This is a genomic window from Streptomyces sp. JNUCC 64 (genome assembly GCF_054484115.1).
Genome location: NZ_CM137015.1, coordinates 7269860 through 7293516, shown reverse-complemented (window position 1 = coordinate 7293516; position 23657 = coordinate 7269860). Strand labels below are relative to the sequence as shown.

Sequence of the window (23657 nt, the reverse complement as noted above, 5' to 3'; positions counted from 1 at the left end):
ACACCCTGGCCGAGGGGCTGGCCGAAGCGATGCACCGCTATCTCACCGGCCACCGGGAGCTGCTGGTGTGCCGCTACGAACTCGCCCTGGAGGCCACCCGGCGGCCGGAGCTGCGCCGGGTGTTCGACGACGCGGGGCGGCGGTTCCGGGAGCCGCTGCGAGCGATCGTCACGGCGCTCGGCTCGCCGGACCCCGAACGGCACGCGCTGGCGCTGGTGGCCTGGTCCGACGGGTTGATGTTCTCGTACACGGCCGGGTCGTTCCACGACGCGCCGCTGACCCGGGAGGGGCTGCGCGCCGGGTACCGCGAGCTGCTGGCGGGGATGACGGGCCGCTGACGATCCCCACGGGGGCGACGGCTCCAGCGCGCGTCGCGGCGGTCAGTGGAGGTCGGGATCCGCGTCCAGACTGCGGCCGAGCCGGACGATGGCCGACCGGATCGTCTCGCCGTACGCGTCGGCGGTGAGGGCGTCCAGGGCGCCCCGGGAGAGCCGAAGATGGCTGCGGGCGGCCTCCCGGCGGCCCAGCTTCACGTAGTCGGCGGCGAGGTTGAGGTGCAGGGCCGGGTAGAAGGCGCGGGCCGCGGGGGCCCGTTCACGGGTTCCGGACCGCCCGTCGACCAGCTCCCGGGCGGCGGACAGGGCCCTCAGGTCCCAGGCGAGTTCGGCCTCCGGATCGTCCTGGGTGTCCGCCAGGTAGTGGGCGAGGGTGCAGCGGTGCAGCGCGTCGCCGTCCTCGGCCAGTTCCGCCCAGAGCGCCAGGAAGCGGTCCCGGGCCTCGGCGCGGTCGCCCCCGTGGTGGAGCATCACGGCCTGACCGATGCGGGTCAGCGTGGCGTCGTGCTCCCCGTCCGCCGCCCACCGCTCCTGCCGTTCCGTCACCGCTGCCTCCGCAGGTCCACCGGCGTACCGGTCGCGCCCGGACCGGTACGCCGGTCGTGTCGTCCCCGACCGACGCTAACGGGGACGGGGGCCGTCACCGGGCAGGCGCGGGCTGCGTACGCACCACTGGTCCACGTCCGGGCCGGGACGCGCGGCGGCGGACGACCGGTCCATCGCCGCGCGTCCCGGTCTCGCACCGGGCGGGGCCCCTCAGCCGAGGTCGGGGATCCGCCAGTCGACGGGGTCGTGCCCCTGGAGGGCGATGGCCTCGTCGATCTGGGTGAAGGGCTTGGAGCCGAAGAACCGCTTGGCGGACAGCGGCGAGGGGTGGGCGCCCTTCACCACGACGTGCCGCTCCTCGTCGATGAGCGGCAGCTTCTTCTGCGCGTAGTTGCCCCACAGGACGAACACCGCCGGGTCGGGACGGTCGGCGACCGCCCGGATGACGGCGTCGGTGAACCGCTCCCAGCCCTTGTTCTTGTGGGAGTTGGCCTCTCCGGAGCGGACCGTCAGCACCGCGTTGAGCAGCAGGACGCCCTGCTCCGCCCACGGCATCAGATAGCCGTTGTCCGGAACGGGGTGGCCCAGCTCCGCGTTCAGCTCCTTGTAGATGTTCCGCAGCGAGGGCGGGGTCTTCACCCCGGGCCGCACCGAGAAGCACAGGCCGTGCCCCTGGCCCTCGCCGTGGTAGGGGTCCTGGCCCAGGATCAGGACCTTGACCCGGTCGTAGGGCGTGGCCTCCAGCGCCGCGAACACCTCGTCGCGCGGGGGGTAGACGGGCCCCTTGGCCCGCTCCTCCTCCACGAAGTCGGTCAGCTCCTTGAAGTAGGGCTTCGTCAGCTCCTCGCCGAGGACGCCGCGCCAGGATTCGGGCAGCAGGGCGTTGTCGGTCACGTGCGCATCCTCCGGAAAACGTTCGTACGGCGGCCGTGGACCACGGCCGCCCCCACACATCAGAGAACCTACCGGCGCCCACTGACAACGGCCCCCGGTTCCCGGTACTACCTGTCGTTCCTACCGCCGCTACCAGTCGGCCTTGCGGCGCAGTTCCCACAGCATCATCACCGTGGACGCGTCGAGGGCGCTCTCGTTGCCGGAGATCTCCTCGCTCGCCGCCACGTACTGCCTGCCCTGCCAGAGCGGCAGCAGCCGGGCGTCGTCCACCAGGATCTGCTGGGCCCGTTCGAAGTCGTCCTCCGTCAGGGCGCGGTCGGTCTCCCGGCGGGTCCTGGGCAGCAGCACCGAGGTGATCTCCGGGACCGGGTACGGGATGCCGAGCACGTTGCGCTTCCCGACGAAGGGCGCCACGAAGTTGTCGGGGTCCGGGAAGTCCGGGAACCAGCCACGGCCGAAGACGGGGTACTCCCCCGCGCGGTACCCGGGCTCGTACGTCTTCCAGGGGCGGCTCTTGAGCTTGACCTCGAAGAGCCCGGTGTCCTCCAGCTGCCGCTTGATCTCGGTGAAGGAGTCGGCCGTCGCGGAGCCGTAGCGGTCGGAGGCGTACCACAGCTCCAGCGGTACCGGTTCGGTGATCCCGGCCTCGGCGAGCAGTTCCGCCGCCTTGTCCGCGTCGGGGTCGCCGTAGTCGTCGAAGAAGCCGGTCATATGGCCCGGCAGACCACGGGGGACCATGGAGTACAGCGGGTCGACGGTGCCCTGGTAGACCTTGTGCACCAGCGCGTCGCGGTCGATCACCTGGGCCACCGCGCGGCGCACCGCGAGCTTCCCGGCCCACGGGTCCTCGGGGTTGAAGACGAGGTAGCTGATCTCGCTGCCCGCCCCCTCGACCAGGTGGACGTCCTCCCGGGCCGCGTCGTCCTGGAGCTTGACGACGTCGGCGGCGGCCAGGCCCCGGTAGGTGACGTCGATCTTCTCGTCGCGCAGGGCGCGCACCATGGAGGTGGAGTCCTGGAAGTAGCGGATCGTCACGGCGTCGTTCTTCCGGTCCGCGTAGCCCTTGTAGTGGGGGTTGCGTTCCAGCCGCGCCTCGCGCCCCTCGTCGTAGGAGCTCAGTACGTAGGGGCCGGAGCCGGTGACCTCCTCCTCGGTGCGGAGCGCGTCGGCCGGGTACTCGCGGGGGTCCACGATCGACAGGGCGGGGGTCGCGAGGACGAACGGGAAGGTGGTGTCGGACTGTCCGAGGTGGAAGACGACGGTCCGGTCGTCGCGCGCCTCCACCCGGTCCAGGCTGCCGAGCATGCCCTTCGGGCCGCCCTCCACGCCGATCCGGATGATCCGGTCCACGCTGTGCTTGACCGCCCGGGCGTCGAGCGGATCCCCGTCGGAGAAGGCGATGCCCTCGCGCAGCACGCAGGTGTAGGTGCGCTTGGCCTTGTCGGTGAACCGGCACCGGGCCGCGTCGGGCGTGAGGGAGGTGGAGCCCGGCGGATAACTGAGGAGGGTCTGGTAGACGTTGCGGAACAGTTCCCAGGAACCGTCCCAGGAGGCCGCCGGATCGAGGGTGCTGGGGGCGCTGGTGGTGCCCACCGTGATCTTCTGTTCGGTGCCGGGCATTCCGCCCGAGACTAATCCGCATCCCGCCACCGCGGACAGCGACACCGCGATCGCTATGTACCGTACACACCGGGACCCGACGAACACCCGTACGCTCCTCGATCGGCCGAACCTGGGGGGCCGGGCGACCATACCGCAGGGTCCGGGCGCGCGAGGCGCCCTCGGGAGGTACGCCGGGTACCGATGCGATCACGCCATGCGCGGACGTCCTCAGTCGAGCGGACCGCCCGCCACGTACAGGACTTGGCCCGAGACGAACCCGGCCGCCTCGCCCGCGAAGAAGGCGACCGCGTGCGCGATGTCCTCGGGGCGTCCCACCCGTCCCACCGGGATGCCGGACGCGGCCGCGGCCTGGAACTCCTCGAAGTCCATACCGACCCGCCCGGCGGTGGCGCGGGTCATCTCGGTGGCGACGAAGCCCGGCGCGACGGCGTTGGCGGTGATCCCGAACTTGCCGAGTTCGACGGCGAGCGTCTTGGTGAAGCCCTGGAGACCCGCCTTGGCCGCGGCGTAGTTGGCCTGTCCCCGGTTGCCGAGCGCGGACGACGAGGACAGGTTGACGATCCGTCCGAACCCGGCGTCCACCATGTGCTTCTGACACGCCCTGGACATCAGGAACGCGCCGCGCAGGTGCACGCCCATGACGGTGTCCCAGTCGGTGGCGCTCATCTTGAAGAGGAGGTTGTCCCGCAGCACGCCCGCGTTGTTCACCAGGACCGTCGGCGCGCCGAGTTCCCCGGCGATCCGCGCGACGGCGTCCGTCACCCGTTCCTCGTCCGCGACGTCGCAGCTCACGGCGAGCGCCCGGCCGCCGTCGGCGGTGATCCGGCCGACGGTCTCCGCGCAGGCGGCCTCGTCCAGGTCGAGGACGGCCACGGCGCGGCCCTCCGCGGCCAGCCGGACGGCCGTCGCCGCGCCGATCCCCCGCGCCGCCCCGGTCACCACGGCCACCCGCGGCTCAGTGCTGGACATACGACTCCCTCGTCGTCGACGGCCCTCCGCCCGGCGGGCACGGACGCCTCGGGGGCCGTCCCCCTCGGCACCCGAGCGGGTGAGCGACCGCTCAGTACCTCTGGCGGATGTGACGCTAGGAGCGGCCGTGTCCGGTGTCAACGGCATCCGGCGCGGCGGCGGCGCCGTGCCGGAAAGGGGGCTCAGCGCACCAGCGCGTCCAGCAGCCGTTCCGTCTCGGCCGGTGGATCGGTCGTCAGTCCGGTGTGGACGGGGCCGGGCTGGACCACCGTCGACCTCGGCGCGACGAGCCAGCGGAAGCGGCGTCCCGCGTCGTCGCCCGCGGCCTGCCCGGCGGCCTCGCCCCCGGCGCACACCGCCTCCACGGCGCGCAGCGCGGCCCGCACCCCGGCGAGGTCGGCCGAGGGGTCGAGGGCGAGCAGCCGCGCCTCGTCGAGGTGGGTGCGGGCGGCCACGAAGGAGCGGGCCCGGCAGTAGACGACGACTCCCGCGTTGATCCGCTCGCCCCGCTCCACCCGGGGGACCACCCTCAGCAGGGCGTACTCGTAGACGTCCGGTCCGCTCATCGGCCCGCCTCCGCGCCGGTGTCCGCCAGCCAGCCCGCCGGACGCCCGGCGAGCCGGGGGTCGGGCGGTCCCAGGGTGACGCGCCGGTGGACGTCACGGGCCCGGGGCAGCAGGGTGGTGACGTACAGACGGCGGACGGCGTCGGGGCCGTCGAAGCCCTCCTCGCCGTCCAGCCAGGCGTCGGGGACCTCGGCCGCCACCTCCGCCAGCAGGTCCTCGGTGACCAGGGGCGCGAGTTCCGCCGCCGCGGCGGCCACTTCGGGGGCGAAGGGCGCCAGGGCGTGGTCGGTGGCGTCGTAGGGACGGGCCGCGGAGGCGGCGGCGGTGGGCCAGTTGTGGTGCCAGATCATGCTGGCGCCGTGGTCGATGAGCCACAGCGCGCCGTGCCAGACCAGCAGGTTGGGGTTGCGCCAGGACCGGTCGACGTTGTTGACGAGCGCGTCGAACCAGACGATCCGTCCGGCCTCGTGGGGGTCGACGGCGTAGGCGAGCGGGTCGAACCCGAGGGCGCCCGGGAGGTACGTCATCCCGAGGTTCGGGCCCCCGCTGCCGCGCAGCAGCGCCTGCACCTCGGGGTCGGGTTCGCCGAGGCCGAGCACCGGATCGAGGCCGATCACGGCGAGTTCGGGGACGCGCAGTCCCAGCCGCCGCGCCAGCAGTCCGCAGAACACCTCCGCGACCAGGGTCTTGCGCCCCTGCCCGGCACCGGTGAACTTCATCGCGTACGCGCGCGGGGCCGTCCATCCGGGGCCGCGCGCCTCGACCAGACCGGGCAGCGATCCGCCTTCCCGCAGGGGCGTGACGTAGCGGACCGCCGTGACTTCGGTGAGCATGGCCCCAGGTTACTGCCGGGTGCGGACGGCGCGGCCGGGCGCCCGGCCCGCCGGGGCGGTGGCGGGGGCGGACGGCCGCCGTCCCGTCAGGGCGTTCACCAGGGCGTTCGGCGGCCCTCCCCACCCAGGCGTTGGACGGCCTTCCCCCAGCCCGGGCGTCCAGCCCTCGTCCCCACCGGGCGTCCGGCCGCTCGCCCCCACCGGGCGTCCGGCCGCTCGCCCCCACCGGGGGCCCGGCCCCTCCTCCCCCACCGGACGTCCCTCCGCTCGTCCGCGCCGGGGGTCCGGGGGGGGGTGGTCCCGGCGGTGCGTCAGGTGTACCTGCGGGCGGGTCCGGGGGCCACCGCTGCGGCCACCGCGTCGGCCAGCGCCTCGATGTCACCGGGGGCGCGCCCGCCGGGCGCGGGGAGCGTCGAGACGGTGATCCGCACCCCCGGGGGCGTACGGGTGCGGAAGCGCGCCCCGGGTGCGACCGCCCAGCCCGCGCGCAGCAGCCGGGTGACCGCGCCCGTCTCGTCGGGGACCGGCACCCAGACGTTCATCCCGCTGCGGCCGTGGGCGGCGACGCCCCGCGCGGCGAGCGCGGCGAGCAGCGCCTCCCGGCGCGCCCGGTAGGAGGCGGCGACCGCCGCCGGGTCCACCGCGCCGGTCTCCCACAACCGGGCCACGGCCCGCTGCTGGAGCAGGCTCACCCAGCCCGGACCGAGGCTCTGACGGCCCCGCACCCGGTCCAGGGTGACCTGGTCCCCGGTGAGGACCGCGACCCGTAGATCGGGTCCGTACGCCTTGGCGGCGGAGCGGACCACGGCCCAGTGCGCGGTGCCCCCGGCCAGCGGGTACAGGGGCTGGTCGACGATCCCGTGCCCGTGGTCGTCCTCGATCAGCAGGACGTCGGGGCGGGTCGCGAGGACGGCGCGCAGGGCGCGGGCGCGCTCCGCGCCGATCGCCGCGCCGGTCGGGTTCTGCGCCCGGGCGGTGACCGCGAGCGCGCGGGCCCCGGCGGCGAGGGCGCCCGCCACCTCGTCGGGCACCGGCCCGTCCGCGTCCAGGCCGACGGGGGCGACCCGCAGTCCGAGCGCGGGGACGAGGTCGAGCAGGCTGCCCCAGCCGGGGTCCTCCACCGCGACGGTGTCGCCCGGTTTCAGATGGGCCGTCAGCAGCCGTTCGATGGCGTCCAGCGAGCCGGAGGTGACGGCGAGCGGTCCGGGGGGCACCCCGTCGGCGTCGAACGCGTCCCGGGCCCGGCGCGCGAGACCGGGGTCCACCGGTTCCACCCCGTACAGCACGGGTTCCCGGTCGCCGAGCGCGGCGGCGTAAGCGAAGGCGCCGGCCAGCGGGGGCAGCAGCGCGGGATCGGGGTTGCTGTCGGAGAGGTCGCGGACCCCGGGGGGCACCTCCACCCGGATCGCCTCGTGGGCGGTGACGGCGGGCTTGGGACGGACCCGGGAGCCCCGGCGCCCGTCGGTCTCGATCACCCCGCGCTCCCGGAGGGCGCGGTAGGCGGCGGCGACGGTGTTGGGGTTGACGCCCAGCCGTTCCGCCAGCGCCCGTTGGGGCGGCAGCGGGGCGCCCGGTTCCAGTTCGCCCGAGGCCACGGCCCGTTCGACGCTGCGGGCGATCTCCGTCGCCCCCCGCCCTTGGATGGGATATTCTCCTAGCACAAACACCATTATGCACTAGTGCAATGAGAATCACAGCACGGGCCCGGGCCCGGAGCCTCCGCACGGGACCGAGGACCGGGAGCCTCCGCGGCGGACCGGATCCGCGGTCCAGCCGGTCCGCCCGAGCCGCCGGGCCGCCCGTTCGAGACACCAGGAGCCGAGGATGACGGACCAGACCGCCTACACCCCGACGGAGCGCACCGTCCCCACCCGCTCCCGGGAGCGGGCCGCCTACGACCGGGCGACCGTGCACGCGATACTCGACGCCGCCTGGCTGTGCCACCTCGGCTTCGTCCGCGACGGCACCCCGGTCGTCCTGCCGACGCTGTACGGACGGGTCGGCGAGCGGCTCTACGTCCACGGGTCGACGGGGTCGCGTCCGCTGCGGATGGCGGGGCGGGAGGAGCCGGGGCTCCCGGTGTGCCTGACGGTCACCCACGTGGACGGGCTGGTGCTGGCGCGGTCCGCCTTCCACCACTCGGTCAACTACCGCTCGGTGGTCGTCCAGGGCGTGGCCCGCCAGGTGACCGACCCGGAGGAGAAGCGGACCGCGCTGGACGCCCTGGTCGACCACGTGGTCCCGGAGCGTTCGACGGACTCCCGCCCCGCCGACGCCAGGGAACTGGCCGCGACGGCCGTCCTCCGGCTGGACCTGGCCGAGGTGTCCGCGAAGGTCCGCACCGGCGGCCCGAACGACGACCCCGGGGACCTCGGGCTCCCCCACTGGGCGGGCGTGGTCCCGGTCCGGCAGACGTACGGCGTCCCCGTCCCGGCCGATGACCTGGCCCCGGGGACGGCGGTCCCGGAGTACCTGACCCGCCTGTAGCGGGACCGGCCGGGCCCGGACCCCGCCGGTGGACCACGGCGGAGGACCACGCCGGCGGACGCGTGCGGCGGGACGGGACCGGTCAGAGTCCCGTCCCGCGCCCCGTCTCCGTCGTCGCGGTGCCCGCCGCGTCCCCGGGCACCGCGCCCGGCTCCCCCGCCGCCGGGGCCCCGGCGCCCGGACCCCCGTCACGGACGGGTCCCCCGGCCGCCACCGGCCCGGACGAACCCCTGACCGGGGTGGCCGACTGGGCGATGAACGCCCCGGCCACGACCACCAGTCCACCGACCAGCTGCGGCGCCGACAGCCGCTCCCCGAGCAGCACCCAGGCCAGGACCGTCGCGACCACCGCCTCCAGACAGGCCACCACCCCCGCGACCTGCGGTGAGAGCCTGCGGACCGACAACACCCCGGTCATGTAGGCGAGGACGGTCGCGATCAGCACCACCCAGCCCAGCAGCAGCCAGGCGGCCACCGGCGCGCCGTTCATCTCCGCCGGGCCGGTGAGCACCGACCAGTCCATGGTCCAGGGACGCGAGACGACCGTCAGCACGAGCGCGCCGCTCAGCAGCCCGTACGCGATCACGCCCAACGGGTCGGGGGCGTCGTCGCCCGCGTCGCTGCCCTGGTCGGAGAGGACGAAGTAGCACGCCTGGCAGCAGGCGGCGCCGAAGGCGAGCAGCAGCCCGAACGCGTCGAAGCGGAGCCCCGCCCACACCTCCACGACACAGGCGAGCCCGCTGACGGCCAGCACCACGCCGACCACGGCGGCGCGGCTCACCGGCCGCCGCTGGACGAACCGGACGTAGCCCAGCAGCAGCGCGGGCCCCAGGTACTCCACCAGCAGCGCGACCCCGACCGGGATGCGGGAGATCGACGCGAAGTAGAGGGCCTGGACGCCCGCCACCGCCAGCAACCCGAACCCGGCGACCAGCGCGGGGCGGCGGCGCGGCAGGTCCCGGTGGCGCCACGCCAGCGGGAGCATGACGAGCGCGGCTCCGGCGACCCGCAGCCACACCACGTGCAACGGGTCGAGGCCCGCTTCGATCAGCGGCTTCGCCGCGACGCCGGAACCGCCGAAGGCGACGGCCGACAGCAACGCGATCCCCAGCCCGACCCCACGGTCCTGGCCACCACCCACCCGAGACGTACGCACCGGCCCATGATGTCAAAGGGCCCGGCCGGTGTCAGGGGTGCCGACCGCTTCCGCCCCTGACGCCACCCGCTGCGGCCCTGACGCGACCCGGTGACGCGCCCGACGGCGACGGGCCCCGCCGTCACCCGAGACCGACGGGGTCGATCCCGACGCGCGCGAGGACCTCCACCGCCCGGCACTCCCGGTCGGCGACCAGCTCGGCCAGCAGGTCCGGCCCACTCGCGCACTCAGCGCCGCGCCGCCGCGCCCTCAGCGCGGCGCGCTCCAGGGCGGCGGCGGCCGCGGGCGACCAGCGCACGGCACGGGCGCCCCCCGGCGTGACGGGACACGGGTCCGCGCGACCGGCCGAGGTGCGCCAGCGGAGGCCGTAGCCGATGCTGCGTTGCGCCAGGTACCCGAGGAGCCGGGTCTGACGGGTCCCGTCGCCGCACAGGGCGCGCGTCACGGGGTCCGCCTCCAGGAGGGAGTGCAGCAGATGGGCGGTGTCGACCCGGCGGTCCCCGTCGCGCGCGGCCCGCCGCCGGGCGCTCGCCACCACGGAGAGCAGCTCGACGCCGAGGCTGTCGTCGGACGGGAGGGGCACGGCCCCGTCGGGGGCGGGCGTCTGCGGAAGGGAGAGGCGCACGTCCACCACCCCATCAACTCCCGCGCGCGGAAGCATCACCACGGGGAAGCATCTTCGCATCCGACACGAGTTGGGCGCCGATGTCCTGGTTCTCCTCCTCAGGGAGGAGATCGGACGTTCTCCCTCCGGGAGCGCGCGCCGCCTTGCCAAGCTCCCCCGCGCCTCTTCACGCCCCTCGCCGCGCTCCCGGGAACATCTTTCCGCAGGCCCGGGCGGCCATTCGGAACACCCGCTTCCGATCGGCAACCGGGCCCGTCCCGGGAACGTCCTTCAGGGGCATGGAGTTCGAGTACTGGCTCGTGACCCTGCCGTCCGTGGACGGCCGACAGTACGTCTACCGGGTCTACGCACCCGACGACGCCCTGCCCGCAGACCTGTTCTGGGACGCCTGGCACTGCCACGACGAAGGCCCCCACCCCCGGGCGTTCGACGTGTTCGACGCGGCCGAGATCCGCCGCCCGCGCTGAACCCGTCACCCTCGCGTCACCATCGCCACCCGGGCCGCCGCCCCAGCCGCCACCACAGCCGCAGCCACCACCGGAGCCGCAGCCGCAGCCGCAGCCGCAGCCGGGGGACGATCCCGGCCGCGGCTCACCCGGCGCGACGCACCCGGGGAATCAGTCGCCCTCCGCGAGGATCAGATACAGCTTCCTGCGCGCTTCGTTGACGACGGCGAGGGCCTTCTCCCGCTGCTCCTCGTTGCCGGACTTCCAGACCTGACCGAACGCGTCCACCAGCCCGGAACCGGCCTTGCGGATCTCGTTCAGCGCCTCCAGGTCCACCCCGCGCCCCACACCCTCCCAGGGCGTCTCGGGACCCTCCTCGGCCGCCTGGCGACCGTCGGGGGTGAGCGAGAACAGCTTCTTCCCGCCCTCGGTGGCGCTGTCGATCAGCCCCTCGTCCTCCAGCAGTTGAAGCGTCGGGTACACGGAACCCGGACTGGGCTTCCACACCCCGCCACTGCGCTCCTCGATCTCCCGGATCATCTCGTAACCGTGCATCGGGCGGTCCTTGAGCAGGGCGAGGATCGAGGCACGCACATCACCCCGGCGGGCCCGCCCGCCCGGTCCGCCCCGACCGCGCCCGCCCCAGGGACCCCCGGGGCCGAATCCCGGCCCGAAGGGCCCGAAGGCACGCCGGTCGAAGCCGCCCCGGCCGGGACGACCGGAGCCGTGCGCGCCACCACGTCCGTACTCGTGTCCATAGGGGAACATCATCATCACTCCTTCTATCGTCGATCGGTTGCGACACTTCAACGATATATCGGAAGAAGGATTCGGGCAAGGACCCAGCCGCTCCGCGGTCGGCCCGCCGACGCGCGGTCGCCCCTTCCGCGAGATCATCGGGAGTCCGCCGGACCGGCTCCCTTGCCCGGCTCCCTTGCCTGGCCCGCTTCCCGCCCGCCTCACCGCCGCCGGAACACGGCCTCGGGACGCGCGGCCACGGACCCGTCACACCGGGCGCGTTCCCCGGGGCGGGGGCGGTCCCTCCGGAGCGTCCAGCCGCCCGGTGACCGTGTCGAGCGTCGGCCAGGGAGGGCCCGCGCGCAGCGAGCGCAGGAGTTCCTCCCCGTGACGCCTCCCGTTCGGAAGCCGGTCGCCGCGTTCCCAGCGCCAGGCCGCCACCATCGCGAGCACGAGCTGTCGGCACTCGTCCAGCAGCCCCCGGTCCACGTTCGGATAGTGCGCGCAGACCGCCTCGGAGACATGGGCGAGATCGAACTCGACGGGGCCACGGCAGCACGTTTCGAGGTCGACGAACAACGGGCCGTGCTCCGTGCCGAGCACATTGCCCGGATGCGGCTCGCCGTGGAGCAGCTGTTCCACGGCGCCGCGTCCCTCCACCGCCCGTCGCAGGCTCGCCAGTCGGCCACCGAGGAACGCGCGGTCCGCGTCGGAGAGGTCCGGCGAACGGTCCGGGTCGGCGACGACCCCTTCGGCCTCCGCGACGCGGTCCGTGAACCGCGGGCCCGGCACGTCGACCTGGCGCATGCCGGTGTGCAGCCGCTCCAGCGCCCCGGCGAGGTCGACCGGCGAGGGAGGGGGTGTCACGGTCGCGTAGTAGGTCCACAACGTCACCGTGAAGCCGTCCCGCGCGTGGACGCGCGGGTCCACCCTGGGGTCCAGGAGGCCCGTCGGGCATCCGGTCCGGGCGAGCCGCCGGGCGAGCTCGACTTCGCGCCGCGCGCCCCCGTGCCCCACCGGGGCGACCCGGGCGAGGACGTCGCACGGCGTCAGCCGCAGCGTCAGCCTGTTCGCGTCGTGGAGGACGACCGCGTCGTCGACGGGCAGGCCGAGCGCGGCGGCGACCGACGTCGCGGCCGCGATCGCGCGGGTGGTGCCGGTCGTCGCCACCCTCGGATCCTGACAGAGATCCCTGTGGGAGCCCGGCGGCTGAGGCCCCGGACCGGGGGCACGGACCGGGGAAACCCGGCGGAGGCCCAGGCGGCGACGGACGAGCACGGTGCCGGGGGCGGCGCAGCCAGACGCCACCACCCGGCACCACCCGACCAGCCGTCCCATCGGCACCGCCCCGGGTCGGCACCGCCCGATCAGCACGTCCGGGTCCCCGTGCCCGGCGCACCCGGGCCCCGCCCGTCGACGTCCACCGTTACGGTGGGCCGATGACGTCGATCAAGAAGTTCCAGGTCACCTTCGACTGCGCGGAGCCCGGGCGCGTCGCCCGTTTCTGGTGCGAGGTCCTGGGATACGTCGTTCCGCCCCCACCCGAGGGGTTCGCCAGCTGGGAGGAACACGACCGCTCGCTGCCGCCCGGGCACCCTGACCCGGGAGCCGTCTGCGTCGACCCCTCGGGGGTCGGCCCCCGGCTGTACTTCCAGCGCGTTCCCGAGGGCAAGGTCGTCAAGAACCGGGTCCACCTCGACGTACGGGTCGCCACCGGGCTGGTGGGCGAGGAGCGCCTCGCCGCGCTGGAGGCCGAGTGCGCGCGGCTGGTCCCGCTCGGGGCGGAGCGCGTACGGCTGCTGACGGCCGACGGGTACGACGAGTCGTGCATCGTGATGCGGGACGTCGAGGGCAACGAGTTCTGCCTCGACTGAGCCGCCACGACCCGTCGTCGTTCCGTTCAGCCTCCGTTCCGCTTCCGTTCCGTCTCCGTTCCGACGGGCCGGGTCGGACTCCGACGGACACGACCGGCCAGGCCAGCAGGTCAGAGCGGTCGTCACCGTCCGGAGCGCTCCCCGGAAGCCCCGTGGGCGGAACGGCCGGCGCGCTACGCGGAACCGGGTCCGCGCGACGCCCGGCGCACCACGCGGTAGCGGAGGTAGACGTTCTTCGAACCGAAGGTGCGGGTCTCGACGAGTTCGAGGTCCACCCGGTTCCCACTCCGGGGGAAGAACGGCGTGCCGCCTCCGACCAGCACCGGGTGGACCACGGCCCGGTACTCGTCGATCAGATCCGACGCGGCGGCCTCGGCGGCGAGAGTGGCCCCTCCGATCGCGATGTCGCCCTCCCCCGGTTCGGCCCGCAGCCGTTCGATCTCCTCCGCCAGGCTGCCGGAGGCCAGCCGGGCTTCGCCCCGCACCTCCGACAACGTCGTGGAGAACACCACCTTCGGGAGGGGGTTCCACAACGCGGTCCACTCCCGCTGCGGTTCGTCGAGCGACGGGTCCTGATCGGCGGTCTCCCAGTACAGCATCGTCTCGTACAGCCGTCGGCCCAGCAGATGGACCCCGACCTCCCGGATGTCGTCGATCCAGAAGCGGAAGGTCTCCTCGTCGGGCTCGGTCCAGTCGAAGCGTCCGTCCGGCCCCACGATGTAGCCGTCGAGCGAGACGCCCATCGAATAGGTCACCTTGCGCATCCGTGTCCTCCTCCGTAGCGGAATCCGACACTACGACCGCCGAACGCCACGGAACTCATCGCGACTCGCCCGGTCCTCCCGCTGACGGTCCGTTTCGACGTGCGACGAGCCGGGTGCTCCGCTGACGGGCGCGGGCCACGGCTCCGCCCCGGCCGCGCGGGCCGCCCGGCCGCCGCGTACCACGCCTGACCGCCCGGGTCACCGGACGCCCGCACCCCCGTGGCGGGCGCCCGGACGGGACCCGGGCGAACGGCGTCACCCCGCCCGTCGGCCGGGGCACCACCGGCGGTGGGCCCGGCACACGCTGCCCCGGGCCCACCGGGCGACGGCCCGGCGCGCGGACGCCCCGGTCCCGGACGCGCGCGCCGTGCCGTCGTCACGCGTCCAACCTGCCAGGGCACGAGGCGGAAGCGGATCCTCCCCAAGGCCGGACCCCTCTCCCCCACGCGGACGATGCGAACGGCCCGGAAAGATGAGGACGACCTCCCGGACCACCCCCTGACAGCGGTCCGGACCGCTACCAGGGCCACGGTCCTGAGCGGCTGCCGGACGCCGGAGGACGGAGGACGGAGGACGGAGGACGGAGGACGGAAACGGACCGCGACTACCGGCCCCCAAGCATCCCCACCCGGAGAAAACCGCTGGACAAGGCCCCACCCATCAGCAGACTGACCCCATGTCACCCAAAGAAGACCTCCACTTCTACCTCCAGTCCGCCCGCGACGCCCTGTTGTGGAAGCTCGAAGGGCTCTCCGAGTACGACGCCCGCCGCCCGCTCACCCCGACCGGCACCAACGTCCTGGGCCTCGTCAAGCACACGGCCTCGGTGGAACTGGGCTATCTCGGCGACACCTTCGGGCGGCCCTCCGGCGAGGCGCTGCCCTGGGCGGCTCCGGGCGCCGAGCCCAACGCGGACATGTGGGCGACCGCCGACGAGTCACGCGAGGACGTCGTGGGTCTCTACCACCGGGCGTGGGCACACGCGGACGCGACCCTGGAGGCGCTGCCGCTGGACACGGTCGGCCGGGTGCCCTGGTGGCCCGAGGGCAGGGACGACGTGACGTTGCACCACGCCGTGGTCCGGGTGATCGCCGACACCCACCGGCACGCCGGTCACGCCGACGTCCTGCGGGAGCTCCTGGACGGCAAGGTCGGCATGAACGAGGGCAACGACAGCCTGCCGTCGCACGACCGCGCCTGGTGGGAGGCGTATCGCGGCCGGGTGGAACGCGCGGCCCGGGAGGCTGCCGACCGGACGACGTGACGAGGGAGAACGTCCCACCGCCCCGGAGAGACGGACGAAGCCCGACAGACTGAACCGATCGGGGGAACCAGAACCCGAAACCGAAACCGGAGCCGGAACCGGAGCCGGAACCGGGAGCGGCCCGGCACAGACCCGAGAACCGGCCCGGAAAGCGGGGACGCGTCCCGGGCCACGGGCCAGGTCCGCCACCCGGCGCCGGGCGCCCGGCGACAAGCGACAAGCGACAAGCGAGCGACAAGCAACCGGCACCCGGCGACAGGTCCAGTGATCCCGCATTGGCCTTGGCCGGAGCGGCGCCACCCCGGTTACGGTCCGTCCATGCGCCTGCGAATCGTCGATGCCTTCACCGACCGCCCCTTCTCGGGGAACCCCGCCGGGGTCGTCCTCTTCGGGGCCGAGTCCCCCGACGAGGCCGCCGCCTTCCCCCCGGACGCCTGGCTCCAGGCCGTCGCCGGGGAGGTGAACCAGGCGGAGACGGCGTTCGCGCACCCCCTCCCGCCGGGCGGCGACGCCGACTGGGCGCTGCGCTGGTTCACCCCGACCACCGAGGTCGACCTGTGCGGTCACGCCACCCTGGCCACCGCGCACGTCCTCGCGGCGCGGGGGCTGGTCGCGGGCCCGGTCAGGTTCCGCTCCCGAAGCGGCGTCCTGACCGCGCTGCCGCACCCGGACGGGACCATCACCCTGGACTTCCCGACCGCCCCGCTCACCCCGGTCGCCGCCCCGCCCGGACTCGCCGAGGCACTGGGCGCCGAGCCGCTGTCCGTCCACGACACCGGACCGCACCTCGGTGACTTCCTGGTGGAGCTGCCGGACGAGGCGACCGTCCGGGGGCTCGTCCCCGATCTGCGGGCGCTGACCCGGCTCTCGGAGCGGGGCGTCATCGCCACCGCCCTCGCGGAACCCGGCGGGGAGCACGACTTCGTGTCGCGCTGCTTCTTCCCCCGGATCGGCATCGACGAGGACCCGGTGACCGGCAGCGCCCACACCGCGCTCGCCCCGTTCTGGGGCGCGCGCCTCGGCCGCGCCACCCTCACCGGGCTGCAGGCGTCGGCCCGTTCCGGTCTGGTGCGGACCGAGGTCAGGGGCGCCCGCACCCTGCTGACCGGGCACGCGGTGACCGTCGTCGACGGCGAGCTGCTGGCCGCCGCGCCGACGGACTGATCACTCCGGCGGGGTGGGCAGCCAGTCGACCCGGCCCGCGAGCAGGGCGTATCCGACGAACGCGCCGATGTCGAGCAGGGTGTGGGCCACCACCAGCGGCCCCACCCGCCCCCACCGCCGGTACAGCCAGACGAACACCACGCCCATCACCATGTTGCCGATGAAGCCGCCGATGCCCTGGTAGAGGTGGTACGAGCCGCGCAGCACCGAACTGACGGTCAGCGAGGCCCAGGGCGAGAAGCCCAGCTGGTCGAGCCTGCGCAGCAGATAGGCGAGGACGATGACCTCCTCGACCACGGAGTTCTGGACCGCCGACAGCACCAGCACCGGGAACTTCCACCAGACCTCGGGCAGCGCCTCCGGCACCACCGTCAGATTGGCGCCGAACCCCCGGGCCAGCAGGTAGAACACGATCCCGGTGCTGCCGATCACCGCCGCGACGGCCGCTCCCCGGCCCAGGTCGGACCAGGGCCGGGAGCGGTCGAAGCCGAGCGCCCTCAGTCCGACGCCCTCCCTGATCAGCAGATGGGCGACCAAGGCGACGGGCACCAGGGCGGAGGTGATGCCGAAGAGCTGCCAGGCGAGGTCGAGCCAGGGCCGTCCGGGCGCCGCCGAGGCGTTCATGGTGGCGGCCTGGTCCTTGAGGCCGCCCGGTTCGGTGACCGACCCGAGGAAGCTGATCAGCGCGGCCACCCCGCTCGCGCCGAGCGAGAGCGCGAGCACCAGGAGCGTCTCGTCCCGCAGCGTCCGCCGTGAGAGCCGCTCCACCGGCCCGGCCGCCGTCCCCGCTAGCGTCTGCACCCTGCCTCCAGTCGAGTGGTCCCCTGCTCCCGCCGGACCCGGGCCACCCGGCCCGGCCCGGCCACGGGCCCATCCTCTCCCGACGGCACCGCCCCCGGTGCCGGGGGGGCGCGCGGAAGGTGTCACCCGGCCGGAGCGGACACGGGCGGTGTCACCCGGCGGCGGACGGCACGAGCGGTGTCACCCGGCCGGGGAAGGCAGGGGCAGGCCGGTCACTCCAACGGGAAGGCGGGCTGCGGCAGTCCGACCGGCCAGGTGTGCACGGGTTCCCCGGAGTGCATCAGCTCGCAGTACCGGCGGGTGGTGGCCGCCAGCGCCGCCTCGCGCCCCAGACCGCCCTCCAGGGCGCGGTGATAGGTGGCCGTCTGCCAGGAGGCCCCGTTGACCCGGGTGCGGCAGCGCTCCTCGATGACCCCGAGGTAGCGGTCCCGGTCGGCCGGGGCCACGCCCCAGGCGTCCAGTCCGGCCGAGGCCAGCGGCAGCAGTTCCTCCCGCACCAGGGTGACCGCGGGAACGCTCCGGACGCCGCCGTGGCGTCCCGGGCGGGGCCAGCGGAGCTCGGCGTCGATGCCGTGGCGGCAGGCGTCGTCGAAGTTGGCCCGGGCCTCCTCGAAGGACAGCCGGGTCCACACGGGGACGGGGTCCTCGGCCAGGGCGCGCACGACCCCGTAGTAGAAGGCGGCGTTCGCGACGACGTCGGTGACGGTCGGCCCGGCGGGCAGCACCCGGTTCTCGACCCGGAGGTGCGGGACGCCGTCCGCGATGCCGTACACGGGACGGTTCCATCGGTACACGGTGCCGTTGTGCAGGACGAGTTCGGCGAGCGAGGGCACCCCGCCGCCGTCGAGGGTGCGCAGCGGGTCCTCGTCGTCGCAGATGGGCAGCAGCGGCGGGAAGAACCGCAGGTTCTCCTCGAAGAGGTCGTACGCGGAGTCGATCCAGCGCTCCCCGAACCAGGTGCGCGGACGCACCCCCTGGGCGGCCAGCTCCGGCGGACGGGTGTCGGTGGACTGCTGGAACAGCGGTGGACGGGACTCGCGCCACAGCTCGCGGCCGAACAGGAAGGGCGAGTTGGCGCCGAGCGCGATCTGGACCCCGGCGACGGCCTGCGCCGCGTTCCACACCCCGGCGAACCGGGCGGGGGTCACCTGGAGGTGCAGTTGCACCGAGGTGCAGGCGGCTTCCGGGGCGATCGACTCCGACGTGCAGACGAGCCGTTCGACCCCGTCGATGTCGAGGAGGAAGTCCTCGCCCCGGGCGGCGACGATCTGGTCGTTGAGCAGGGTGTAGCGGTCGGCTTCCGAGAGGTTCGCGGAGACCAGGTCCTTCTGGTCGAGGGTCGGCAGAATCCCGATCATCACGATTCCGGCGTCGACCTCGTTCGCTTTCCGGTGCGCGTACGAGAGACCGGTGCGGAGTTCCTCGGCGAGCTGGTCCAGTACCCGTCCGCCGAGCCGGTGGGGGGCGATATTCACTTCCAGGTTGAACATGGCGAGCTCGGTCTGGAAATCCCGGCTCGCGATCCGTTCCAGCACTTGCGCATTCATCATGCGCGGCAGTCCGTCCGGCCCGGCGAGATTGAGTTCGATCTCCAGTCCCATGAGGTTCTTGGGCCGGTCGAAGCGCTCCTCCTCCAGCAGTCGCCCGAGTCCCGCCAGGCACTGCCGGAGCTTCGCCCGGTACCGGTGCCGGTCGGACAGGTCGACCGCGCCCGCTACGACCTTCTCCCCCATCGAAGCGTTCCCTCCTCGAAGTGGGCAGCCCACCGTCCCGGCCGCTCTGTCCTGGGGTCCGTCCTGGGGGATGATGCCCAGACGGCACGATCGATAACGCCCCATTGCGGCCACCCGGACGGTTACCGTTGACACGTTAACCCGCGGAGCGGTTTCCGTGGGCAATGGGTGATACATCCGGGAAACACCGGCACGGATGGTGCACGGCACCGGGGAGGTGTCGGCGGGAACTCCGCCGAATGATGGCTCGAAAGGTCGGAGAAAACGAGCCGTCCGGCCCCGGAAAGCAACGCGAGGTCACGGAGTCACGAGCCCCACGAATGGGGATAAAAATACCTCGCGCGCCGACCTGAACGCATCTTGTTCCCCGCAATTCGATCAGCTAGCCGAATCAGCAAACGAACACGCGTCGTATAAACTTCGCTACCAAGGCAGAGAGTTGGCGCTCGCGGCCCCGGTCCCCCGCCGCCTCGCCCACCTCTGACCTCATGCGCTGACAGTGACGTCCGCACTTTCCCTGGTTCCGCCTGCCGGTGAATGAGAGGCGACCCACCATGCCGCTGGTCTTTCCACCCGCTCCCGCGCCCGCCCTGCGCAGCGTCGTCGCGGCACTCGGCTCCCCCACGGCCGTCCGTGAGGCCCGAACCCCCGCCCTGCGCACCGCGCAGGGTCCCGTCGTGGCGGAACTGCCGCTGCCCGTCCACGTGCTCGACCGGCTCGTGCCCGCCTCGTCCACCAGTCTGTCGGGCTGGCGCTACGTGATCCGCTCCGGCGACCAGTCCGTGGCCGCCGCGGACACCGTCCTCACCCCGGACGGCTGGGCCTTCTCGCACTTCTTCGAGGGCCCGTACATCGCCTCCACCGAACGCGCGGTGCGCCAGGCCGAGTCCCTGCCGACGCCGTACCAGGCCCGGCTGCTGTCCGTCCCCGGGCTCTACATGCTGACGCTGTGGCTGCACGGCGACACCACGGCCGACCCCGCGGGCGGCACCCTCGCCCCGGCCGACCTGCTCGTCCCGCTGGCCCCCGCGCCCCCCGGGGTCGCGGCCCACCACGCGCTCCGCGCGGACCAACTGCTGCCCGCGCTGGGCCACCGGCTCACCCCGGAGCCCCCGCTCACCGCGCCCGCCTGAGCCCTCCCCCTCCCTGCACTCCCCGTCCATCGGCGTACGGGGCTTCGGAGGGGGCGCACGCCCGCGCACGACCCCTCGGGCCCGGCACTCACCCAGAGTGCCGGGCCCGCTCTTCTCCGCTCACCGGCCCGGAAGGACTAGCCCTTTGTGGCCATGTCGAACCCCCCGTTCGGACAAGCAATTTGAGCGGAACCATCCTTGCGGGTGATAGGTCTTCCGCGCGGAAGAACCCGCTGCCGCGAAATCCCTGCGGAATCCCGTCCGGGGGGCAACACTGGGGAGCAGTCCGACGATACGGGGGGCGGCCATGAGCACCGAGTCCAGCCGCAGCACTGACGTCACACCGCAGCGAAAGAACGCATCCATCATGTGCCAGCACCAGCCATCGTGCCCGACGGCGGAGTCCGCCGACCGTGAGGCCGCGCTCGCCGTGGCCCACCGCCCCGAACAGGGGTGGAGTCTCCTCTGCAACGGCGTCCTGCTCTTCGAGGACACCGGCGAACTGCTGCCCAGTGGGGAGATCATCGCGCCGCACCGTCCCCTGGGGACGGACGGCGTGATGACGGCCGCCTAGGCCGCTGGTACGGCCCGCACGGCGACGCACACGCCAGCGCGCCGCCAACGCGCCACCGACGGCGAGCGCGACGGCACGCGACGGCGGCACGCACGGGGCGACCGCCCCGCCGGAACGCCGACGGGGCCGGTCCGGACGCTCCCGGACCGACCCCGTCATCCGAGGGCTGCTCAGTCCTCGTACGCGTCCAGCGGCGGGCAGGAGCAGACGAGGTTGCGGTCGCCGTACGCCTGGTCGATCCGGCGGACCGGCGGCCAGTACTTGTCGGCGGGCGACACCCCGGCCGGGAAGACCGCCTCGTCACGGTCGTAGGCGTGCTCCCACGCCCCACCCAGGGCGCGCGCGGTGTGCGGCGCGTTCCGCAGCGGATTGTCCTCCGCGGGCCACTCGCCCGACGCCACCTTGTCGATCTCCGCGCGGATCGCGATCATCGCGTCGCAGAAGCGGTCGAGCTCACCGAGGTCCTCGCTCTCGGTCGGCTCGATCATCAGGGTGCCCGCGACCGGGAACGACATCGTCGGGGCGTGGAAGCCGTAGTCGATGAGGCGCTTGGCCACGTCGTCCACGCTGACGCCGGTCTCCTTGGTGAGCGGACGCAGGTCGATGATGCACTCGTGGGCCACCAGACCGCCCGGACCGGTGTAGAGGACCGGGAAGTGCGGTTCGAGGCGCTTGGCGACGTAGTTCGCCGAGAGCACCGCGACCTGGGTGGCCCGCTTCAGCCCCTCGCCGCCCATGAGCCGCACGTACGCCCAGGAGATCGGCAGGATGCCCGCGGAGCCCCAGGGGGCCGCCGAGATCGGCCCGACCCCGGTCTCCGGCCCGGCCGAGGGCTGGAGCGGGTGGTTGGGCAGATACGGCGCCAGGTGCGCGCGCACCGCCACCGGGCCCACACCGGGACCGCCGCCGCCGTGCGGGATGCAGAAGGTCTTGTGCAGGTTGAGGTGCGAGACGTCGCCGCCGAACCGGCCGGGCTTGGCGAGCCCCACCAGGGCGTTGAGGTTGGCGCCGTCGACGTAGACCTGACCGCCCGCGTCGTGCACGGCCGCGCAGATGTCGGCGACGTGCTCCTCGAACACCCCGTGCGTCGAGGGATAGGTGATCATCAGCACGGCCAGCTCGTCACGGTGCCGCTCGATCTTGGCCCGCAGGTCCTCGACGTCGACCTCGCCGTCGTCGGCGGTCGCGACCACCACGACCTTCATCCCCGCCATCACCGCGCTGGCGGCGTTGGTGCCGTGCGCGGAGGAGGGGATCAGACAGACCGTGCGCCGCTCGTCGCCGTTGGCCCGGTGGTAGGCGCGGACCGCGAGCAGCCCGGCCAGCTCGCCCTGGGAACCCGCGTTGGGCTGCAGGGACACCTTGTCGTAGCCGGTGACCTCGGCGAGCCGCTCCTCCAGCTCGTGGATCAGCGTCAGATAGCCCTGCGCCTGCTCGGCCGGGGCGAAGGGGTGCAGCTGGCCGAACTCCGGCCAGGTGACCGGCTCCATCTCGGTGGTGGCGTTCAGCTTCATGGTGCACGAGCCGAGCGGGATCATGCCCCGGTCGAGGGCGTAGTCCCGGTCGGACAGCCGCCGCAGGTAACGCAGCATCGCCGTCTCCGAGCGGTACTGCCGGAAGACCGGGTGCGCCAGGTAGTCGTCGGAGCGCAGCAGCTCCCGGGGCAGGGCGTCGGCGAGGACGGCGTCCAAGGCCTCGACATCGGCCTCGGCGCCGAAGGCGGACCACACGGCGGCGAGCTGCGCGCGGGTGGTGGTCTCGTCGCAGGCGATGCCGACGTGGTCGGCGTCGACCAGCCGCAGGTTGACGCCGCCCTCCCGGGCCGCGGCGACGACGTCGGCGGCGCGGCCGGGCACCCGGGCGGTCACCGTGTCGAAGAACGCGCCGTGCACGACCTCGGTGCCCGCCGTGCGCAGACCCTCGGCGAGGATCGCCGCGTAGCGGTGGGTCCGGTGGGCGATGGTCCGCAGGCCCTCGGGGCCGTGGTAGACGGCGTACATGCCGGCCATGACGGCGAGCAGCACCTGCGCGGTGCAGATGTTGCTGGTGGCCTTCTCCCGGCGGATGTGCTGCTCACGGGTCTGGAGCGCCAGCCGGTACGCCCGGTTGCCGTCGACGTCGACGGAGACGCCGACCAGACGGCCGGGGAGGCTGCGGGCGAACTTCTCGTGGACGGCCATGTACCCGGCGTGCGGTCCGCCGAAGCCCATCGGCACGCCGAAGCGCTGGGTGGTGCCGATCGCGATGTCGGCGCCCAGCTCACCGGGCGGGGTGAGGAGGGTGAGGGCGAGCAGGTCGGCGGCGACGGTGACGACCGCGCCCAGCTCGTGGGCCCGCTCGATGACGGGCCGCAGGTCGCGCACCGCGCCGGAGGCTCCCGGGTACTGGAGCAGGACACCGGTGACGCCCCGCTCGGCGACCTCGGCGGGGATGCCCTCGCCGAGGTCGGCGACGACGACCTCGACCCCGGTCGGTTCGGCGCGGGTCCGGATCACGGCGACGGTCTGGGGCAGGGCGTCGGCGTCGACGAGGAAGACCCCGTTCTTGACCTTGCCCACCCGGCGGGCCAGCGCCATGGCCTCGGCCGCGGCGGTGCCCTCGTCCAGCAGGGAGGCGCCGGAGGTGGGCAGCCCGGTCAGCTCCGCGACCACGGTCTGGAAGTTCAGCAGGGCCTCCAGACGGCCCTGCGAGATCTCCGGCTGGTACGGGGTGTAGGCGGTGTACCAGGCCGGGTTCTCCATGACGTTGCGGAGGATCACCGGCGGGGTGAAGGTGCCGTGGTAGCCCAGTCCGATCATGGAGCCGAGCACCTGGTTGCGGTCGGCGAGGGAGCGCAGCTCCGCGAGGACCTCGGCCTCGGTGCGGGCCCCGGGCAGGTTCAGGGCCTCGGCGTTCTTGATGACGTCGGGGACCGCGGTCGCCGTCAGCTCGTCCAGCGAGCCGTATCCGACCTGGGCGAGCATCTTGGCGCGGGCCTCGGCGTCGGGGCCGACGTGGCGCCGTTCGAAGGGGATGCCCTGTTCGAGCCGGGAGAGCGGGGGACGGTTGACAGTCATTGCGGGGGCCTCCTGGTCGGTACGACCTGCGAGGGGCACCATGACGCGGGTGCCCGGACGGCCTCCCCCTCTGTCA

Annotated in this window: 22 protein-coding genes and 1 pseudogene; 8 read left to right on the top strand and 15 right to left on the bottom strand. The window is 73.7% G+C overall.

The features are described 5' to 3' along the window. Positions 1 to 44: 44 nt before the first annotated feature. Positions 45 to 338 (top strand): annotated as a pseudogene (locus ACVWNX_RS30050) (TetR family transcriptional regulator C-terminal domain-containing protein); the annotation flags it as partial. 42 nt (positions 339 to 380) lie between these two features. Here the strand turns inward: ACVWNX_RS30050 and ACVWNX_RS30045 are convergent. The 7 genes from ACVWNX_RS30045 to ACVWNX_RS30015 all read right to left on the bottom strand — a co-directional run bounded on the left by ACVWNX_RS30045 (position 381) and on the right by ACVWNX_RS30015 (position 7427). Further along, on the bottom strand, positions 381 to 881 hold the full coding sequence (locus tag ACVWNX_RS30045) for a hypothetical protein (protein WP_454411326.1): 501 nt from the start codon (positions 879 to 881) through the stop codon (positions 381 to 383). Between the two features lie 210 nt (positions 882 to 1091). Continuing rightward, positions 1092 to 1775, bottom strand: coding sequence for a uracil-DNA glycosylase (gene ung / locus ACVWNX_RS30040; protein WP_454411325.1), 684 nt, complete (start codon positions 1773 to 1775; stop codon positions 1092 to 1094). A 129-nt stretch (positions 1776 to 1904) separates the two neighbouring features. Further along, on the bottom strand, positions 1905 to 3527 hold the full coding sequence (locus ACVWNX_RS30035) for an ABC transporter substrate-binding protein (RefSeq protein ID WP_454411324.1): 1623 nt from the start codon (positions 3525 to 3527) through the stop codon (positions 1905 to 1907). A 78-nt stretch (positions 3528 to 3605) separates the two neighbouring features. Continuing rightward, positions 3606 to 4367: a 3-oxoacyl-ACP reductase FabG gene (gene fabG, locus ACVWNX_RS30030; protein ID WP_454411323.1), complete on the bottom strand. Its 762-nt coding sequence runs from the start codon at positions 4365 to 4367 to the stop codon at positions 3606 to 3608. A gap of 182 nt (positions 4368 to 4549) precedes the next feature. Then, positions 4550 to 4933 (bottom strand): DUF3037 domain-containing protein, encoded by a 384-nt coding sequence (locus ACVWNX_RS30025; RefSeq protein WP_454411322.1) that lies wholly within the window; start codon positions 4931 to 4933, stop codon positions 4550 to 4552. Then, a complete protein-coding gene (locus ACVWNX_RS30020; RefSeq protein ID WP_454411321.1) occupies positions 4930 to 5766 on the bottom strand; it encodes a HipA family kinase in 837 nt (278 codons plus the stop codon). Before ACVWNX_RS30020 ends, ACVWNX_RS30025 begins: the two co-directional genes overlap by 4 nt. Positions 5767 to 6077: 311 nt before the next feature. Continuing rightward, on the bottom strand, positions 6078 to 7427 hold the full coding sequence (locus ACVWNX_RS30015; protein ID WP_454411320.1) for an aminotransferase class I/II-fold pyridoxal phosphate-dependent enzyme: 1350 nt from the start codon (positions 7425 to 7427) through the stop codon (positions 6078 to 6080). A 163-nt stretch (positions 7428 to 7590) separates the two neighbouring features. Between ACVWNX_RS30015 and ACVWNX_RS30010 the strand changes: the two genes are divergently transcribed. After that, complete coding sequence (locus ACVWNX_RS30010; RefSeq protein WP_454411319.1) at positions 7591 to 8253, top strand: pyridoxamine 5'-phosphate oxidase family protein; 663 nt, start codon at positions 7591 to 7593, stop codon at positions 8251 to 8253. A gap of 82 nt (positions 8254 to 8335) precedes the next feature. Here the strand turns inward: ACVWNX_RS30010 and ACVWNX_RS30005 are convergent, their stop codons facing one another. After that, a complete protein-coding gene (locus tag ACVWNX_RS30005; RefSeq protein WP_454414994.1) occupies positions 8336 to 9394 on the bottom strand; it encodes an EamA family transporter in 1059 nt (352 codons plus the stop codon). Between the two features lie 136 nt (positions 9395 to 9530). Beyond that, complete coding sequence (locus tag ACVWNX_RS30000; protein WP_454411318.1) at positions 9531 to 10043, bottom strand: Clp protease N-terminal domain-containing protein; 513 nt, start codon at positions 10041 to 10043, stop codon at positions 9531 to 9533. Between the two features lie 269 nt (positions 10044 to 10312). Between ACVWNX_RS30000 and ACVWNX_RS29995 the strand changes: the two genes are divergently transcribed. After that, complete coding sequence (locus tag ACVWNX_RS29995) at positions 10313 to 10501, top strand: hypothetical protein (RefSeq protein WP_454411317.1); 189 nt, start codon at positions 10313 to 10315, stop codon at positions 10499 to 10501. 150 nt (positions 10502 to 10651) lie between these two features. On the opposite strand, the gene ACVWNX_RS29990 is transcribed toward ACVWNX_RS29995, so the two are convergent. Both ACVWNX_RS29990 and ACVWNX_RS29985 read right to left on the bottom strand, forming a co-directional pair. Continuing rightward, positions 10652 to 11248: a PadR family transcriptional regulator gene (locus ACVWNX_RS29990; RefSeq protein ID WP_454414993.1), complete on the bottom strand. Its 597-nt coding sequence runs from the start codon at positions 11246 to 11248 to the stop codon at positions 10652 to 10654. 237 nt (positions 11249 to 11485) lie between these two features. Next, on the bottom strand, positions 11486 to 12388 hold the full coding sequence (locus tag ACVWNX_RS29985; RefSeq protein WP_454411316.1) for a phosphotransferase family protein: 903 nt from the start codon (positions 12386 to 12388) through the stop codon (positions 11486 to 11488). A 269-nt stretch (positions 12389 to 12657) separates the two neighbouring features. On the opposite strand from ACVWNX_RS29985, the gene ACVWNX_RS29980 reads away from it, so the two are divergent. Then, positions 12658 to 13092: a VOC family protein gene (locus tag ACVWNX_RS29980; RefSeq protein WP_454411315.1), complete on the top strand. Its 435-nt coding sequence runs from the start codon at positions 12658 to 12660 to the stop codon at positions 13090 to 13092. Between the two features lie 173 nt (positions 13093 to 13265). On the opposite strand, the gene ACVWNX_RS29975 is transcribed toward ACVWNX_RS29980, so the two are convergent. Then, on the bottom strand, positions 13266 to 13856 hold the full coding sequence (locus ACVWNX_RS29975; RefSeq protein WP_454411314.1) for a dihydrofolate reductase family protein: 591 nt from the start codon (positions 13854 to 13856) through the stop codon (positions 13266 to 13268). Positions 13857 to 14532: 676 nt separating this feature from the next. Here ACVWNX_RS29975 and ACVWNX_RS29970 point away from each other — a divergent pair. Together ACVWNX_RS29970 and ACVWNX_RS29965 are read left to right on the top strand one after the other, a co-directional pair. Beyond that, positions 14533 to 15120 carry a DinB family protein gene (locus ACVWNX_RS29970; protein WP_454411313.1) on the top strand — a complete coding sequence of 196 codons (588 nt, stop codon included), beginning with the start codon at positions 14533 to 14535 and terminating at the stop codon, positions 15118 to 15120. Between the two features lie 318 nt (positions 15121 to 15438). Next, positions 15439 to 16284 carry a PhzF family phenazine biosynthesis protein gene (locus tag ACVWNX_RS29965; RefSeq protein ID WP_454411312.1) on the top strand — a complete coding sequence of 282 codons (846 nt, stop codon included), beginning with the start codon at positions 15439 to 15441 and terminating at the stop codon, positions 16282 to 16284. On the opposite strand, the gene ACVWNX_RS29960 is transcribed toward ACVWNX_RS29965, so the two are convergent. Both ACVWNX_RS29960 and ACVWNX_RS29955 read right to left on the bottom strand, forming a co-directional pair. Further along, positions 16285 to 17085 (bottom strand): CPBP family intramembrane glutamic endopeptidase, encoded by an 801-nt coding sequence (locus tag ACVWNX_RS29960; protein WP_454411311.1) that lies wholly within the window; start codon positions 17083 to 17085, stop codon positions 16285 to 16287. Positions 17086 to 17297: 212 nt separating this feature from the next. Continuing rightward, entirely contained in the window at positions 17298 to 18818 is a 1521-nt protein-coding gene (locus tag ACVWNX_RS29955) for a glutamate-cysteine ligase family protein (protein ID WP_454411310.1), read from the bottom strand. A 554-nt stretch (positions 18819 to 19372) separates the two neighbouring features. Between ACVWNX_RS29955 and ACVWNX_RS29950 the strand changes: the two genes are divergently transcribed. Beyond that, entirely contained in the window at positions 19373 to 19951 is a 579-nt protein-coding gene (locus ACVWNX_RS29950; protein WP_454411309.1) for a hypothetical protein, read from the top strand. Positions 19952 to 20318: 367 nt separating this feature from the next. Further along, positions 20319 to 20525, top strand: coding sequence for a DUF5999 family protein (locus ACVWNX_RS29945; RefSeq protein WP_454411308.1), 207 nt, complete (start codon positions 20319 to 20321; stop codon positions 20523 to 20525). 170 nt (positions 20526 to 20695) lie between these two features. Here ACVWNX_RS29945 and gcvP read toward each other — a convergent pair whose 3' ends face one another. Beyond that, positions 20696 to 23581 carry an aminomethyl-transferring glycine dehydrogenase gene (gene gcvP / locus ACVWNX_RS29940; protein WP_454411307.1) on the bottom strand — a complete coding sequence of 962 codons (2886 nt, stop codon included), beginning with the start codon at positions 23579 to 23581 and terminating at the stop codon, positions 20696 to 20698. Positions 23582 to 23657 lie beyond the last annotated feature (76 nt).